The organism is Altericroceibacterium xinjiangense (assembly GCF_003958635.1).
GTDB lineage: Bacteria > Pseudomonadota > Alphaproteobacteria > Sphingomonadales > Sphingomonadaceae > Altericroceibacterium_A > Altericroceibacterium_A xinjiangense.
This window is the reverse complement of sequence record NZ_RSEK01000001.1, coordinates 1-16,512: the sequence shown is the minus strand read 5'-3', so window position 1 is coordinate 16,512 and position 16,512 is coordinate 1. Positions and strand designations below refer to the sequence as shown.

The following is a 16,512-nucleotide window of genomic DNA, read 5'->3' as shown; positions in this document are numbered from 1 at the left end:
TGATCAGCTTTCTTCGGCCATCTTCTGGGCCTTGGCGACCGCTTCCTCGATGCCGCCGACCATGTAGAACGCGGATTCCGGCAGGTGATCGTACTCACCGTCAACCACGGCCTTGAACGACTTCACCGTATCTTCCAGCTGGACGAACTTGCCGGGGATGCCGGTGAAGACTTCGGCCACGTGGAACGGCTGCGACAGGAAGCGCTGGATCTTGCGGGCGCGGGCGACAGTCAGTTTGTCCTCTTCCGACAACTCGTCCATCCCGAGGATCGCGATGATGTCCTGCAGCGACTTGTACTTCTGCAGGGTTTCCTGGACGCGGCGGGCCGTCTGGTAGTGCACATCGCCCACGACGCGCGGCTCAAGCACGCGGCTGGTCGAATCCAGCGGGTCCACCGCGGGATAGATGCCGAGTTCGGAGATCGCGCGCGACAAGGTGGTCGTCGCGTCGAGGTGGGCAAACGAGGTTGCCGGTGCCGGGTCGGTCAAGTCGTCCGCGGGAACGTAGATCGCCTGGACCGAGGTGATCGAGCCCTTGGTGGTGGAGGTGATGCGTTCCTGCAGCGCGCCCATGTCGGTGGACAGGGTCGGCTGGTAGCCCACGGCCGAAGGAATACGGCCAAGCAGCGCCGACACTTCCGACCCGGCTTGCGTGAAGCGGAAGATGTTGTCGACGAAGAACAGCACGTCCTGCCCTTCCTGGTCGCGGAAGTATTCGGCCATCGTCAGGCCGGACAGCGCAACGCGGCTGCGGGCGCCCGGCGGCTCGTTCATCTGGCCGAACACCAGCGCCACCTTCGATCCCTCGGACGTGGCATTGCCGTCGGCGTCCTTGGCGATGACGCCGGCGTCGAGGAATTCATGGTAAAGGTCGTTACCCTCGCGGGTGCGCTCACCCACGCCGGCAAAAACGGACACGCCGCCATGGCCTTTGGCGATGTTGTTGATCAGTTCCTGGATCAGCACGGTCTTGCCGACGCCGGCGCCGCCGAACAGGCCGATCTTGCCGCCCTTCGCGTAGGGAGCCAGCAAGTCGATGACCTTGATGCCGGTGATGAGGATCGCCGCTTCGGTGCTCTGCTCAATGAATGGGGGAGCTTCGGCGTGGATCGGGGCGCGCAGTTCCGCGTTGACGGGGCCGCGCTCGTCGATCGGCTCACCGATGACGTTGAGAATGCGGCCAAGCGTCTTCGGGCCGACCGGCACCGAGATCTGGCTCCCGGTGTTGATCACGGTCTGGCCGCGGGTCAGACCATCGGTCGAATCCATCGCGATCGTGCGGACGGTGCTCTCACCAAGGTGGGCGGCGACTTCCAGCACCAGCCGGTTGCCGTTGTTGTCGGTTTCCAGCGCGGTGAGGATCGGCGGCAGTTCGCCCTGGAAGGCGACATCGACGACGGCGCCGATGACCTGGGCGATGGTGCCGTTGGTGGTCTGGTTCAATACTGCGGCGGTGGCCATGATTGATGTCCTAGTTGATTAGGCCGCGTCGGCGGCGGCGCAGGTTTTTTCAGGGTCGTCGAGGGTCCACACGCCGTCTTCGGGAACGAGCGTGGCGGTGTTGCGGCGGTATTCGTCTTCGCCGAGGCCGTAGTTGCAGGTGAAGCCTTCTTCACCGAAACCAAGCGACTTGCACAGCGCTGTGCTCACTTCCGGCGCCTCGGGACAGGCTTCCGCAAAAGCGGTCGTGAAAACCGCCTCGTCCGGAGGAGACAGCTTGGGCGCTGCCGGAGCGGTGGCCACGGGCGTTACCGCGACGGGTTCAGGTGTTTCCTGCGCTTCGCTGCAAGCGGCCAGCACTGCAAGCATTCCACAGGCGAACAGCATTTTCATTGGACTTCAGCTCCGGTCTTTTCGTCTTGCTCGGGCGCGCGCGCCGAGCGTCATCAATGTGCCGTTACAGCGCTTCCGCGCCCGGATTATCGTTACCGCTAAAGCGCTTCCGCGCCCGCGATGATCTCAATCAGTTCGGTGGTGATCGCGGCCTGGCGGCTGCGGTTGTACTGGATGGTCAGCTTGTTGATCAGATCACCGGCGTTGCGGGTTGCGTTGTCCATCGCCGTCATCGAGGCGCCTTGCTCGCTGGCCTGGTTTTCCAGCAAAGCGCCGAAGATCTGCGTCTTGAGATAGCGCGGGAGCAATTCCTCGAGGATTTCCTCCTCGCCTGGCTCATAATCGACCACCGCGCCACTTTCGGCCACAGGCGTTTCGGGAGCAGGGACCGGGATGATCTGCTGCGTCGTCGGAACTTGCGTCAACGCGGACTTGAAGCGGCTGAAGAACAAGTGGGCGACGTCGAACCTGCCGGCTGCGTACATATCGATCAGTTCATTCGCGATCCGCTCTGCTTCGGCATAGCCAGGTTCGCGCACATCGGTGGTGTCGAACATCTGCCCAATCGCGTTCGGATAGGCGCGGCGGATCACCGGGCGGCCCTTGCGGCCGACCAGGTAGAATTCGACCGTCTTGCCGGCCTTTTCGAGCTCACGCGCCTTGGTCAGCGCCGCACGCACGATGTTGGAGTTGAACGCACCCGCCAGCCCCTTGTCGGAATTGGCGACGACCAGCAGATGCCGCTGGGCGTTCCCGGTGCCGCGCAGCAGCATCGGTGCGTTGTCCTGCCCGGCAATCCGCCCGGCCAGGCTGGCCATCACAGTTGCCAGCCGATCGGCATACGGCCGCGCAGCCTCGGCGGCAGCCTGCGCCTTGCGCAGCTTTGCCGCGGCGACCATCTGCTTGGCCTTGGTGATCTTCTGGGTCGACTTGACCGAGTTGATCCGACCCTTGAGTTCCTTGAGGCTTGCCAATTCCGTTCCCCGATGCCCGTGTCCGGGCTGAGCCTGTCGAAACCCCCGCCGCCCTCCATCAGGGCGAGCGGGGGCACGTTTGGTTTAAGCGAAGCGCCGGCCGAACGCGTCGAGCGCCGCGACAGTCCGCTGCTTGGCCTCGTCGCCGAAATCCTTGGTCTCGCGGATCAGCGCGAGGACTTCAGGATGTTCGACCCGCATGTAGGCGAGCATTTCAGCTTCGTATTCGGTCACCCGGGTCGCCGGGATCGCATCGAGATAGCCGTTGGTGCCGGCGAAGATCGACACGGTCTGCTCTTCGAACGGCAGCGGCGAGAACTGGGGCTGCTTCAGCAGTTCCGTCAGGCGCGCACCGCGGTTGAGCAGGCGCTGCGTCGCGGCGTCGAGATCGGAGCCGAACTGCGCAAACGCCGCCATTTCGCGGTACTGCGCCAGCTCCAGCTTGATCGAGCCGGACACCTTCTTCATCGCCTTCGTCTGCGCGGCCGAGCCCACGCGGCTGACCGACAGGCCGACGTTGATCGCCGGACGCACGCCCTGGTAGAACAGGTTCGTTTCCAGGAAGATCTGTCCGTCGGTGATGGAGATGACGTTGGTCGGGATGTAGGCCGAAACGTCGCCGGCCTGCGTCTCGATGATCGGCAGCGCGGTCAGCGACCCGGCGCCCATCTCGTCGTTCATCTTCGCCGCGCGCTCAAGCAGGCGGCTGTGGAGGTAGAACACGTCGCCCGGATACGCTTCGCGGCCCGGCGGGCGGCGCAGCAGCAGCGACATCTGGCGGTAGGCGACGGCCTGCTTGGACAAGTCGTCGTACACGATCACGGCGTGCATGCCGTTGTCGCGGAAGAACTCACCCATTGCGCAGCCGGTGTAGGGCGCGAGGTACTGCAGCGGAGCAGGTTCCGAAGCGGTCGCGGCGACGACGATGGAATATTCCATCGCGCCGTTCTCTTCCAGCTGGCGGACGATCTGCGCCACGGTCGAGCGCTTCTGGCCGACCGCGACATAGATGCAGTAAAGCTTCTTGCCTTCGTCATCGCCCGCATTGGGGCCCTTCTGGTTGATGAAGGTATCGATCGCGACGGCGGACTTGCCGGTCTGACGGTCACCGATGATCAGCTCACGCTGGCCGCGGCCAATCGGCACGAGCGCGTCGATGGCCTTGAGGCCGGTCTGCACCGGCTCGTGCACCGACTTGCGCGGGATGATGCCGGGAGCCTTGACTTCGACCCGGCGGCGTTCGGCCCCGACGATCGGACCCTTGCCGTCGATCGGGTTGCCCAGTGCATCGACTACGCGACCGAGCAGGCCCTTGCCGACCGGCACGTCCACGATGGTGCCGGTGCGCCGGACGGTGTCGCCTTCCTTGATCTCGGCGTCGGAGCCGAACACCACGACGCCGACGTTGTCGGCTTCGAGGTTCAGCGCCATGCCTTGGACGCCGTGGGCGAATTCGACCATTTCGCCGGCCTGGACCTTGTCCAGCCCGTGGATGCGGGCGATGCCGTCACCCACCGAAAGCACGGTGCCGACTTCGCTGACTTGAGCTTCGGTGCCGAAATTGGCGATCTGGTCCTTGATGACCCGGGAGATTTCTGCGGCGCGGATATCCATGTTCAGCCTTTCATCGAAGCCTGAGGCTTCAGCCCTTCATAGCTTGAGCGAGAGTATTGAGACGGGTGCGGATCGACGTGTCGATACGCTTGGAACCGATAGTGACGACCAGCCCACCGAGAAGATCGGGATCGACGCTGGCCCGCAGCTTGACGTTGCGGCCTTCCCGCGCCTTGAGCTTAGCCTGCAGCGTAACGAGCTGCTCTTCCGTCAGCAGGTGGGCGCTGGTCACTTCTGCAGTGACCTCACCCCGTTGGGCGGCGGCAATCGTGGCGAACGCGCGAATCATCGCCGGCAGTTCACCCATGCGGCGGTTGTGCGCCAGCACGCCCAGGAAATTGCGGGTCAGCGGCGTCAGGGCAAGGTAGTCGGACATGCCGTTCATCACCTTGCCAAGTTGTTCACGGCTGATCTCGGGGTTGCGGATCAAGGCGCGCAGCTCCGCCGAATCGGCGAGCGCCTCCCGCAGCCTGTCGAGATCGGCTTCGGCAGCTGTCACCATGCCCGCCTCGCTCGCGAGATCGAACAGGGCTGCTGCATAACGCCCTGCAAGGCTGGCCTGAATACCGGCGGAAAGCTCCACGCGCGCGTCCTCTATGGGTCCGAAGGAACGGAAAAAAATTGGGCCTGGCCAATGGGAACAAAGCCCCGGCAAGGCTGGCGCGCGCCTAGCACCGTGGTTGCGGCAATGCAAGGCATGGTGCCCGCGCGCGGTCCGGCTGATGTCTCCAGCATGAAGGCAGGCACTCGGCGGACGCGTTCGGCCAGACGATGAGCACGCTCTTACAAGGCAGGTGGCGTTTCCCCACCCTGCGCGTTTCCGGACGCGGGCTCTGACGGGGCCGCGGGTAAAGCTGCGCAGGTATAGGCCAACCGTTCGTTCGGGCGATCGGGCAGGAGGGAAAGCACCGCGTTCTGGCTGGTGCCAAGCGCACCCGCCGCCGCCGCGCCCGCGCGGCATTCGGGTGCTTCATAGCCCTCACGCGCCTGACGGATGCGCTGCATCCGTTCACGACTCAGGAGATAGCGGTCGACCCGATACTCCCCAGTTTGGGGATCGAACCGCTGGACGGATACCGCATCCTCGGATTCCGGTACCATCACGCGCAGCCAGTCATCGCCCGAACGCCCGAACTGTGTCGCGCTATCGGCGCAGCCTTCCGCGCTCCAGTCGAGCGTGAGCGATTCGTCCGCTTCCGAGATGATCCGGCTGCGCGCGAGGTCGAGAGTGCAGGCAAGCGCCCCAGTCCCCGCGGGCTCGATGACCCCGCTCGTAACGCTTTCCCTCTCGACCATCTCGCGGCGGAGCACGTGTTCGAGCCGTTCGGCGACCGCGCCGAAATCCGGCCGGGACAGCCAGGCATATCCGGCACCGAGAATCGCGAGTGCGGCCAGACCGCCAGCAGCCATTGCCGGGGTGCGCGCCTCCCGCTCCCACGCGATGAAGGCGAATGCCCCTGCACCGAACGCGAGCAGCAGCAGCAAGCCGGCCAGCGCCATGCCGTTCTCCCGCTCGGCCAGTACGGCAAACTCTATATCGCGCTGCGCCTCATCGCGTCGGCGAGCGAGCACTTCTTCCTGCTCCGCGGCCTTTTGCCGTGCCTCTTGCGCGGCCTGGCCTGCGCGCTCTCGCTCGGCAGCGTCGAGTTCGGCGATGCTGCGGCAGGGCAGGGCGTTCACGCGGGGCGTGATGCCGTTGGCGCGCAGGAACGGAAGCAGTTCGCGCGTAGAGACGGCAAAGAAGAATTCCGCGTCCGATCCGCCGCTCTGGGCGCCGAAGGAATTGACGCCCGTCACTCGGCCGCATTCGTCCAGCAGTGGACCGCCGCTGTTCCCCCGCGCGATCGGCGCGGTGTGGAGCAGGGTGTCGAATTCACGGCTCGGCCGCCGCCCGGCGAGGAAGCCGGTGCTCTTTACCGGGGGCTGCGGGCGGAAAATGTCGCTGGAGCCGAGCCCCTGTGCGCGGTCGACGTTCTGCGGGTAGCCGACCGAGCTGACGGCTCCGCTGTCGAGCACCTCGCCTGCGATCGTCAGCGGCGGCAGGTTCATGGGGCTGGTGGTCGCCAGCAGCGCAAGGTCGTTGCGGGGGGACACGGCGACTACCCGGGCATAGACCGCATTGCCCCCTTCCGACGGAACGATCCCGATCGACAAGTCCGGATTGTTGCGCGCTTCCTGAATTACATGGGCGTTGGTGACGATCCGCTCCGGGCTGACGGCGAACCCGGTCCCGTGGGACACGGCCATCAGATCGTCCTCATTCCGCTCGATGATAAGAACGCGCACCACCCCGCGCGCCGCGGCATCTATATCGGCCGGGTCGGCCTGCGCCTGCCCGGTGCCAAGCAGCAGCGCCGTCAGCATGAACAGGCGGAACAAGGTCAGCAGGCGCGGCAGCGGGGATTCGATCCGATTGGTCATCCGGGCTCTAATCGCCTTCAACAGCTTTGAGCGCAAGGAACGGGACGCATCGGGCCGATGACAGGTATAAGAGCCGGGCATGTCTACGCACTCACCCTCCCATGCCGAGATGCAGGCCGCGTTCGCCGCACGGGACCGCGCGTGGGACGGGCGTTTCGTCATCGGAGTGGTGACGACCCGCGTGTACTGCCGGCCCAGCTGCCCGGCGCGGCGCCCGAACCCTGAGAACACCCGCTTCCTGCTTTCAGGGGCGGAGGCGCTGGACGCCGGGTTCCGGCCCTGCAAGCGGTGCCGCCCGGATGAGGTTGCGCGCGATGTGCAGGCCGTCCGGCAGGTGATCGGCATTCTGAGGGAAACGGAAGGACCGGTGGCGCTTGCCCGCCTGGCGCGAGCCACCGGTTATTCGCCGAGCCATCTGCAGCGGATTTTTACCCGGCTGACCGGCCTTTCGCCGGCCGCTTACGGGCGAGCGCTGCGGGACAAGCGGGCGTGCAACGCGCTCGCTGGAACAGGCGCCGGATCAGGCGCTGGATCAGGAAGCGTGACGGCCGCCATATATGAAGCCGGATTTGAAAGTCCTTCACGCTTCTACGATTCGATGCAGAGGAGACTGGGAATGACGCCATCGGCATGGGCAAAGGGCGGGGCGGGCGCGACGATTCGCTGGGCGGTGGCCGCAAGCTCGCTCGGCCCGGTGCTGGTCGCCGCGACCGAAAAAGGCGTGTGCTGCCTGTCCTTCGGGGAAGATCGCGCGGAGCTGGATCGGTTGTTTCCGAACGCAACGCTGGTGGAAGGGGATTGCGCGTTCGCCGCGCTCGTCCAAGAAGTCGTGGCCGCAGTGGACGATCCTTCGCGGGAGCATGCCATTCCGCTGGATGTCCAAGGCACCGCATTTCAGGAACGGATCTGGGCCGAACTGCGCAAGATCCCGCCCGGTGAGACGCGCTCCTACGCCGAACTGGCGGCCGCGGCAGGTTATCCGCGAGCCGTCCGCGCGGCGGGGTCCGCCAATGGCGCCAACCCCGTTGCGGTGCTGATCCCGTGCCACCGCGTGATCCGCGCGGACGGATCGCTCGGCGGCTATGGCTTCGGGCCGGAAACCAAGCGGGAGCTGCTGGCCCGCGAAGGAGTTCAGACGAAGCTGTAGGGATCGATATCGATGCCTACCCGGACGCCTTGGGGAAAGTTCAGCCCGCCAAGCCAGTCACGGATGATCTTCTGCAATTCGGCGCTGCGGCGGGCATTGATCAGCAAGCGGTAGCGGTAACGGCCGCGCAGCAGCGCCATTGGCGCGGGCGCCGGGCCAAGGATCATCACGTCCGGCAGGTGCGGCGCGGTGCCGCCGATTGTCCGGGCGGCATCGCGCGCCTCAGCCTCGTCTTCCGAGGAAACGATGATCGCCGCCCAGCGGCCGAACGGGGGAGCGCCCGCATCGCGCCGCGCCTCGGCCTCGGCCTCATAGAACGCGTCCCGGTCTCCGGCGGCGAGCGCCGCAATCACCGCCGCTTCCGGGTGGCGAGTCTGGATCAGCACTTCGCCAGGCTTGGACCCGCGCCCCGCACGGCCCGCGACCTGCGCGATCTGCTGGTACGTCCGTTCCGCCGCACGCAAGTCCCCACCTTCAAGGCCCAGATCGGCATCGACTACCCCGACCAGCGTCAGTTCGGGAAAGTGAAACCCCTTGGTGACGAGCTGGGTCCCCACGATCACGTCAATCGCGCGCCCTTCCGCCCGGGCGACAAAATCGGCGACCTTTTCAGGGGAATTCAGCGTGTCCGATGTTGCCATCGCTACGCGCGCCTCGGGAAAGCGTTCGGTGACTTCGTCGGCGATCCGCTCCACGCCCGGACCGCAGGCGACCAGGCAATCGGCGGTGCCGCATTCGGGGCAGGTGTCGGGCGGGGCAACCTCGTGCCCGCAATGATGGCAGGACAAGCGGCTGGAGAGGCGGTGCTCCACCAGCCAAGCGGTGCAATTGGGGCACTGGAAACGGAACCCGCAGTGGCGGCACAGCGTCAGCGGGGCATAGCCGCGGCGGTTGAGGAACAGCAGCGATTGCTCGCCCTTTTCCAGCCGCTCCTGCATCGCCTCGACCAGCGGAGGAGCCAGCCAGTGCCCGCGCTGCGGCGGGTGCACCCGCAAGTCCAGCGTCTCGATGGAAGGAAGCTGCGCTCCGCCGAATCGGTCGGCGAGGTCCACCTTGGTATAGATGCCGCTTTCGGCCATCTGGAGGCTTTCCAGCGCCGGGGTGGCACTGGCGAGGACGACCGGGATCTTCTCGAACCGGGCGCGCATCACCGCCACGTCGCGCGCATTATAGCGTACGCCTTCATCCTGCTTGAAGCTGACCTCGTGCGCCTCGTCCACCACGATCAGGCCTAGGTTGTCGTAAGGCAGGAACAATGCGGAGCGAGCGCCGACCACCACGTGCGCGTCTCCGCTGGCGATCGCGCGCCACGCCCGCCGGCGCTCCGTCGATTTCAGGGAGGAATGCCACAACACCGGCGGCGCGCCGAAGCGGTCCTCGAACCGGCGGAGGAAGGCTTCCGTCAGCGCAATCTCCGGCAGCAGGACCAGCACCTGCCTGCCGCGCTTCAGCGCCTCGGCCATCGCTTCGAAATAGACTTCGGTCTTGCCCGATCCGGTTACCCCGTCGAGCAGGAAGGGGTTGAACCCGCCGTCCCGAACCGCGGACGAGAAGGTCTCCGCCGCCTCCCGCTGGCTGTCGTTCAATTCCGGCTGGAGGAAATCCGGGCGGGGGCGAATATAAGGCCGGTCGCAATCGACCTCGACCGGTTCAAGAATGCCTTGGTTGACCAATCCGCGCAGCACGCCTTCGCTGACGCTGGCAATTTCCGACAATTCACGGATCGTCGCTTGCTCCCCTTGCAGCGCATCGATCGCGGCGGCGCGTTGCGGGGTCATGCGTTCCGGCATCCGATCGGTCAGCCGGTACTCGGTGACGGTGGCGGGCCCGCGCAGCGCACCGCCGCTTGCCAGCACCATGCGCGCGACCGAGGCGAGCGGCGCGCAGTAGTAATCGGCCGTCCATTCGATCAGCCGCCGCAGTTCCAGCTTCAGCGGCGGCACGGGCAGCGCCCCCTGCAGCGGGCGCAGGCGGCTGTCCGGAACCTCCTGAGTCGGAAGCCGTTCCGCTTCCCAGACGATGCCGATGATCTGGCGCGGACCCAGCGGGGCAAGCACGACCGAACCCGGCTGCACCCGCATTCCTTCCGGAACACGGTAGTCGAGCGGGCCAAGCGCGGCGTTGAAGATGAGCAGTCGGGCGCGGTTCATCATGACCAGGCTTATATGGGAAGCCGGAACTGATTGGAACACAAGAAGAACATGACCGCAAGCTCCCTTTCATCCCGCCCCTTGGTCCGCCGTAGCTTCCTTGCCGGGATAGCTGCCAGCGGCCTGCTTGTGCTGCCGGGCTGCCAAAGCGTCGGCAGCTTCAGCCTGACCGAAGCGATCCGGCGGCTGCTGCTGGCTTCGACCGAGAACGCGTTCGATCGGCTGACGGCACCCGGCGGCTTCTGGGACGATTCGGTTTCCCGGCTTGGTCTGAATGAGTTTCTTGGCACGCGCGGCAATGCGCTGACGAATATCCTGACGTCCACCTTGTTCAAGTCGCGGCTGGAAGACGCGTTCGCCCGGTTCGCGGTCGATGCGTCGTACCGCGCAGCGCCGGTGGTCACCGAGGCGGTGCGCAACGTCGGCGTCGTCAACGCGGAGGCGCTGCTCCGCGGCGGCCCGACGGCGGCGACGTCCTACCTGCGTGAGACAATGGGCTTTGCCCTGATCGAGGCGATCCTGCCCGAAATATCCCAGGCTCTGCGCGTGACGCAGGATCCGCTGATCGGCCAGACCTTGTCGGCGCTCGCCGGAGTGGACGTGAACACGGTGGCCCGCGGCTTTGCCGGAACCGTCAGCGATGTGATCTGGCAGGAGATCGGGCGGGAGGAAGCCCGCATCCGCGCCAACCCGCGTGCGACCAACGATCCGGTGCTTATCGGCGTATTTGGCGCGCGATAGCGGCGGGAAGGGGTGGCAAGCGGCGCTGGGGCGACTATAGCCCCAGTGAACTCGTACCATCGGAGCTTGTGATGAAATTCTTCGTCGACACCGCTGACACCGCAGAAATCCGGGAACTGGCCGAAACCGGCCTGCTCGATGGCGTGACCACCAATCCCTCCCTCATCCACAAGGCCGGGCGGGACTTCCTGGAGGTGACGAAGGAAATCGCCGGGCTCGTCCCCGGGCCGGTCAGCGCCGAAGTCGTGGCGCTCGATCATAAGGAAATGATGCGGGAAGCCGAAGTCCTGCGGAAGATTGCGGACAATGTCTGCATCAAGGTGCCGCTGACGCTGGACGGGCTGAAGACCTGCAAGGCGCTGACCGAGGACGGCACGATGGTCAACGTGACCTTGTGCTTTTCCGCCAATCAGGCGCTGCTCGCGGCCAAGGCCGGGGCGACGTTCATCTCCCCGTTCGTCGGACGGCATGACGACAACGGGTTCGACGGGATGGAACTGATCCGCGACATCCGGCTGATCTACGACAACTATGCCTACGACACGCAGATCCTCGTTGCCTCGATCCGTCATTCGGTCCACGTGCTGGAAAGCGCAAAGATCGGCGCCGATGTCGCGACGATGCCGCCGGCGGTGATCAAGGGCCTGGTCAAGCACGTGCTGACCGACAAGGGCATCGAAGGCTTCCTCGCCGACTGGGCGAAGACCGGCCAGTCGATCGGGTAAGCCTTAAAGGGTAATGGCCGACGAATCCCCTCTCGACCGGTTCCGGCAAGCACTCACCTCCGCCTCGCGCGCCATTTCGGGCGACGCGGAGGTGGACGTCGGCTGGACCCAGGATGTCGCCCAGGCGCAGGGGCAATCGATTCGCGTACCGATGCCGGGGCGCACCCTGCCACCCGCCCAGGCACGGGAAGCGCGAGGATTTGCCGATAGCTTCGCGCTCAAGCTGCGCCACCACAACGAAGCGTTGCACCGGCGGAACATGCCGGCCGAACCCGGTGCACAAGCCGCCTACGACGCGATCGAGCGCGTGCGGTACGAAGCGCTGGGCGCGAACGACTATGCGGGGATGCGGGAGAACCTTGCCGGAGCGCTGGATGCCAGCACCCGGTCGGACCCGATCGCCCGCGCCACATCCACCGACGAGGTGCCGATCCAGACCGCGCTCGCGCTGATGCTGCGGGAAAGCCTGACCGGGCAGCCGATCCCGGAAAGCGCCCGCGCCGGGGTGGAGCTGGTGCGCGAGTTCGTCGAAAGCCGGACCGGCGACGACTTCGAGAAGCTGGCTCATTCCCTGGATGACCAGCGCGCGTTCCAGGCGCTCTCGCTCGACATGCTCAAGCACCTCGAACTGACCCGGGCCGAGGAAACCGACCAGCCGCCCGAGGAGGATTCGGGCGAGGATGCCGAAGGTCCGCAGGAAGACGAAGGCGACGACCAGCAGCAGGATCAAGGCGAGGAATCGGAAAGCCAGAACGCCCGCAGCGAAAGCGGTGAGGGCGAGGACGAGAAGGACGGCGAGGAGCAGCTCCGCGATCAGGAGGAGATGACCGAAGGCGACATCGGTGACGAAGGCGAGGAAGGCATGATGCCGGTCCGCCCGAACCGGCCGTGGATGATCGATCCGGAAAGCTTCGATTACCAGGTCTTCACCACCGAATTCGACGAAGTGGTCGAAGCGCAGGACTTGTGCGATCACGAGGAACTGGCGCGGCTGCGCGCCTATCTCGACAGCCAGCTCACCGGTTTGCAGGGCATTGTCACCCGGCTCGCCAACCGCCTGCAGCGTCGGCTGATGGCCCAGCAGAACCGCAGCTGGGACTTCGATCAGGAAGAAGGCCTGCTCGATGCCGCCCGACTCGCTCGCGTGGTCGTCTCGCCGGGGCACTCGCTGTCCTACAAGGTGGAACGCGACATCGAGTTCAAGGATACGGTCGTCACGCTGCTGATCGACAATTCGGGCTCGATGCGCGGGCGGCCGATCTCGATCGCGGCAATCAGCGCGGACATTCTTTCGCGCACGCTGGAGCGCTGCGGCGTGAAGGTCGAAGTGCTCGGCTTCACCACCCGGGCATGGAAGGGCGGACAAAGCCGGGAGAAATGGCTTGCAGGCGGCAAGCCTGCCCAGCCGGGGCGGCTGAACGATCTGCGCCATATCGTCTACAAGAAGGCCGACGATCCGATGCGCCGCGCGCGCAAGAACCTGGGCCTGATGATGCGCGAAGGCTTGCTGAAGGAAAACATCGACGGCGAGGCGCTGCTCTGGGCGCACAACCGCCTGCTCGCGCGCCAGGAAGACCGCCGCATCCTGATGGTGATTTCGGACGGTGCCCCGGTGGATGATTCCACCCTTAGCGTGAACAGCGCCGGCTACCTGGAAGCGCACCTGCGCAAGGTGATCGAATGGATCGAAAAGCAATCGCCGGTCCAGCTCGTCGCCATCGGCATCGGCCACGATGTAACCCGCTACTACAAGCGGGCGGTGACGATCATGGACGTGGAACAGCTGGGCGGCGCCATCGTCGATCAGCTGGCAGACTTGTTTGACGTGGAGTGATGGCGCGGCGGAGAAATCCTGCGAAGCGGTTCCTGCTGCTCGCGGTACTCCTCGCGCTGGTGGCCGCCTTGCTGGTAGGCACCTGGTATGTCGCTTCCCCGTGGATGGCCCTGACCTCGCTGCGCGATGCCGCCACCGATCTCGACACGGCTGAACTGGAACAGCGGATCGATTTTCCGTCGGTCCGCGCCTCCATCCGTCCGCAGATCCGCAGCCGCGTTGCCCGCACGCTTGACCGGCAGGCCGACCTCGGGCCGTTCCGGGAGCTGGGTCAGGCCCTCGCGCGCGCGGCGTCCGACCGGGTAATCGAATCCGCGGTCACGCCGGAAGGTCTTGCTACCATCGTCACCACCGGCGCCGTCGCGGCGCCAGTCATCGGCTCCGCACCGCAGGCAATCGACTGGTCGGTGGATCGCGACGGCTTCGACCGTTTCCGTGCTACCGGGCAGGTGGCCGGGCGCCAGACCCCGACGATCCTGCATTTCACGCGCGAAGGCTTCGGATGGCGCCTGGTGGCGGTCGACCTGCCGCTCTGATCGGCCCGCGCTTGCGCATGGGCGGCGCAATTGGCACAGGTCCGCGCCATGACCGACCATCCGTTGACCCTGTTCAATTCGCTGACCCGGCGGCTTGAGCCGTTCGATCCAGTCCACCCCGGCGAAGCGCGGGTCTATTCCTGCGGCCCGACGGTCTACAACTACCCCCACATCGGCAACATGCGTGCCTATGTCTTTGCCGACGTGCTGGGGCGGACGCTCGACTGGAAGGGGTACCGGCTCACCCACGTCATCAACATCACCGATGTCGGCCACCTGACGGACGATGCCGACGCGGGCGAGGACAAGCTGGAGAAGGCCGCCGCCGAAAAGGCCCAGTCCATTTGGGACATCGCCCGCCATTACACAGAGGCCTACTGGACCGATATTCGGGCGCTCAACATCCGTCAGCCGGCGCATTGGTCGATCGCGACCGACTACATCGAGGCGATGATCGCGTTCGCGCAAGAAATTGCCGACGCGCATTGCTATGAGCTTCCCGGCGGCCTCTATTTCGACGTGACCAGCGTGCCCGATTATGGACGGCTGGCCCGCGCTTCCACGGATGAAGGGGAAGGCCGGATCGAAGCAGTTGAAGGCAAGCGCCACCCGGCCGATTTCGCGATCTGGCGCAAGACTCCGGCGGGCGAAAAGCGGCAGATGGAATGGGATTCACCGTGGGGCCGCGGGGCGCCCGGCTGGCACCTCGAATGCAGCGTGATGAGCGGAAAACTGCTCGGCTTTCCGTTCGATATCCACACCGGCGGCATCGACCACCGTGAGATTCACCATCCGAACGAGATTGCGCAGAACCAGGCATTCAGCCGCTGCGGATCACTCGACAACCCCGCACATTCCGGCGCCCGGGTCTGGATGCACAACAATTTTCTGGTGGAGCGCTCCGGAAAGATGAGCAAGAGCGCGGGAGAATTCCTGCGCCTGCAATTGCTGATCGACAAGGGCTACCATCCGCTCGCCTACCGGCTGATGTGCCTGCAGGCACACTACCGCTCGGAACTGGAATTTTCCTGGGATGGCCTCGGCGCTGCGCTTACCCGGCTGAAGCGGATGGTGATTGCGGCAGAGCGGCTGGCGGATGCGCCGGAGGGCGCGCTCGACCACCCGAAGTTCGCGGACTTGCTTGATCGGTTCGATGCCGCGATCTCCGACGACCTCAACTCGCCGGTTGCATTGACCCTGCTGGAGGACGCGCTGGCGGTAAAGAAAGTCGATGCCGGGGCAAAACGTGCGGTGGTCGCGCGCATGGACGCGGTACTCGGCCTTGGTCTGCTCGATTGCACCCGCGCCGATTTGCGGCTCCGCCCGAAGGGGGCGGCCGTGACCGAAGCCGAAATCGTTTCCGCTCTCGCTCGGCGCAGGGAAGCGCGCGCCGTGAAGGATTTCGCCACATCCGACGCGATCCGCGATGAGCTTGCGGCGAAAAGTGTGGAGGTGATGGATGGCGATCCTCTGGGATGGGAGTGGAAGCTCTGACCCCTGCTGTTCTCCCTGTTCGCCTGCGCGCTCTGCTGGAAGACCAGTTGCCCGACTGGATTGCGCCGCACTGGTGGTCCTCGGTTGATGAAATGCACGAGCTTGCTCCGCTGGCGGAGATCGGCTGGTTCGACCAACACGAGAAGCCGCCGGTGCTGCGCGCACTGGATCTGGCGAAAAACCTACGCTGGCTGAACAGCAACTATGCGGGGGTGGACTGGATGCCGCTGCGCGAACTGGATGCACGCGGGGTCACGGTGACGTGCGGGTCCGGCCTTACCTCCACTGCGGTAGCCGAATTTGCAGTGATGGGTATGCTGACGGTTGCGAAGAATTACCGCGCGGTCGTGCGTGCGCAGGACCGACATGAGTGGCTTCAGCGGGCGCCAGGCACACGGGAGTTGGCCGGCAGTCGTGCGTTGATCCTCGGCGCCGGGGCGATTGGGCAGGCAATTGCGCGGATGCTGCGCGGATTTGAAGTGGAAGTGGTCGCGGTTAGTCGGAGCAGCGGACAGGACTGGCGCAGTCAGCTTGGAACGTTCGATTGGATCGTGCTCGCGGTTCCGGGGACGGCGGAAACCCGAGGGATGATCGGAGCGGCAGAAATCGCGGCGATGAAGCCAGAAGCCGTGCTGGCGAACTTCGCCCGTGCCGACGTCATTGATCAGGATGCATTGATCGCGGCACTGGAAGAACGCCGTATTGAAGCGGCCTTGCTCGATCTCACCGATCCTGAGCCGCTTCCATCAGAGAACAAACTGTGGACGCTCGAAAACGCCCACATAACGATGCACCTTTCCGGTATTCCGACCAAAGCGAGTCTCAAGAGCGCCGCTGAGCGATTTATTCGCAATTGCGGGCATTTCCGAAGAATGGAAACGCTTCAGGCCGAAGTAGATTTACGGAAAGGATACTAGGCTCAGGACTCATTGCGGCAACCAGAAGATGACGGTCGCGGCGATGCAAATCGCGGACATGAAGGTGTGGGCGCAGCGGTCGTAGCGGGTGTGGATGCGGCGCCAGTCCTTGAGCTTGCCAAACAT

14 protein-coding genes and 1 pseudogene are annotated in these 16,512 nt (G+C 65.2%); 7 read left to right on the top strand and 8 right to left on the bottom strand.

The features are described from left to right. Window positions 1–3 precede the first annotated feature (3 nt). The 6 genes from atpD to ELY13_RS00050 form a co-directional block, all read right to left on the bottom strand. Window positions 4–1,461, bottom strand: coding sequence for a F0F1 ATP synthase subunit beta (gene atpD, locus ELY13_RS00075; RefSeq protein WP_126171855.1), 1,458 nt, complete (start codon window positions 1,459–1,461; stop codon window positions 4–6). 18 nt (window positions 1,462–1,479) lie between these two features. Next, a complete protein-coding gene (locus tag ELY13_RS00070; RefSeq protein WP_126171854.1) occupies window positions 1,480–1,833 on the bottom strand; it encodes a hypothetical protein in 354 nt (117 codons plus the stop codon). A 98-nt stretch (window positions 1,834–1,931) separates the two neighbouring features. Further along, window positions 1,932–2,807, bottom strand: coding sequence for a F0F1 ATP synthase subunit gamma (locus ELY13_RS00065; protein ID WP_126171853.1), 876 nt, complete (start codon window positions 2,805–2,807; stop codon window positions 1,932–1,934). Between the two features lie 84 nt (window positions 2,808–2,891). Beyond that, window positions 2,892–4,421 (bottom strand): F0F1 ATP synthase subunit alpha, encoded by a 1,530-nt coding sequence (atpA, locus tag ELY13_RS00060; protein ID WP_126171852.1) that lies wholly within the window; start codon window positions 4,419–4,421, stop codon window positions 2,892–2,894. A 28-nt stretch (window positions 4,422–4,449) separates the two neighbouring features. Next, window positions 4,450–5,004 carry a F0F1 ATP synthase subunit delta gene (locus tag ELY13_RS00055; protein WP_126171851.1) on the bottom strand — a complete coding sequence of 185 codons (555 nt, stop codon included), beginning with the start codon at window positions 5,002–5,004 and terminating at the stop codon, window positions 4,450–4,452. A gap of 200 nt (window positions 5,005–5,204) precedes the next feature. Further along, complete coding sequence (locus ELY13_RS00050) at window positions 5,205–6,842, bottom strand: S1 family peptidase (RefSeq protein ID WP_241233460.1); 1,638 nt, start codon at window positions 6,840–6,842, stop codon at window positions 5,205–5,207. Window positions 6,843–6,921: 79 nt separating this feature from the next. On the opposite strand from ELY13_RS00050, the gene ELY13_RS00045 reads away from it, so the two are divergent. Then, a complete protein-coding gene (locus ELY13_RS00045; RefSeq protein WP_126171850.1) occupies window positions 6,922–7,989 on the top strand; it encodes a bifunctional transcriptional activator/DNA repair enzyme AdaA in 1,068 nt (355 codons plus the stop codon). Here the strand turns inward: ELY13_RS00045 and ELY13_RS00040 are convergent. Then, complete coding sequence (locus tag ELY13_RS00040) at window positions 7,974–10,139, bottom strand: primosomal protein N' (RefSeq protein ID WP_126172208.1); 2,166 nt, start codon at window positions 10,137–10,139, stop codon at window positions 7,974–7,976. The genes ELY13_RS00045 and ELY13_RS00040 overlap by 16 nt on opposite strands. A gap of 51 nt (window positions 10,140–10,190) precedes the next feature. Between ELY13_RS00040 and ELY13_RS00035 the strand changes: the two genes are divergently transcribed. The 6 genes from ELY13_RS00035 (at window position 10,191) to ELY13_RS00010 (ending at window position 16,386) form a co-directional block, all read left to right on the top strand. After that, a complete protein-coding gene (locus ELY13_RS00035) occupies window positions 10,191–10,880 on the top strand; it encodes a DUF4197 domain-containing protein (protein WP_126171849.1) in 690 nt (229 codons plus the stop codon). 71 nt (window positions 10,881–10,951) lie between these two features. After that, window positions 10,952–11,605, top strand: coding sequence for a fructose-6-phosphate aldolase (gene fsa, locus ELY13_RS00030; RefSeq protein ID WP_126171848.1), 654 nt, complete (start codon window positions 10,952–10,954; stop codon window positions 11,603–11,605). A 13-nt stretch (window positions 11,606–11,618) separates the two neighbouring features. Then, entirely contained in the window at window positions 11,619–13,439 is a 1,821-nt protein-coding gene (gene cobT / locus ELY13_RS00025) for a cobaltochelatase subunit CobT (RefSeq protein WP_126171847.1), read from the top strand. Then, on the top strand, window positions 13,439–13,975 hold the full coding sequence (locus tag ELY13_RS00020; RefSeq protein WP_126171846.1) for a DUF2939 domain-containing protein: 537 nt from the start codon (window positions 13,439–13,441) through the stop codon (window positions 13,973–13,975). The genes cobT and ELY13_RS00020 overlap by 1 nt, the downstream gene beginning before the upstream one ends. 48 nt (window positions 13,976–14,023) lie before the next feature. After that, window positions 14,024–15,469, top strand: coding sequence for a cysteine--tRNA ligase (gene cysS, locus ELY13_RS00015; protein ID WP_126171845.1), 1,446 nt, complete (start codon window positions 14,024–14,026; stop codon window positions 15,467–15,469). Window positions 15,470–15,621: 152 nt separating this feature from the next. Beyond that, on the top strand, window positions 15,622–16,386 hold the full coding sequence (locus ELY13_RS00010) for a D-2-hydroxyacid dehydrogenase (protein WP_241233459.1): 765 nt from the start codon (window positions 15,622–15,624) through the stop codon (window positions 16,384–16,386). A gap of 9 nt (window positions 16,387–16,395) precedes the next feature. Here ELY13_RS00010 and ELY13_RS00005 read toward each other — a convergent pair. After that, window positions 16,396–16,512, bottom strand: a pseudogene (locus tag ELY13_RS00005) (IS5/IS1182 family transposase); the annotation flags it as partial.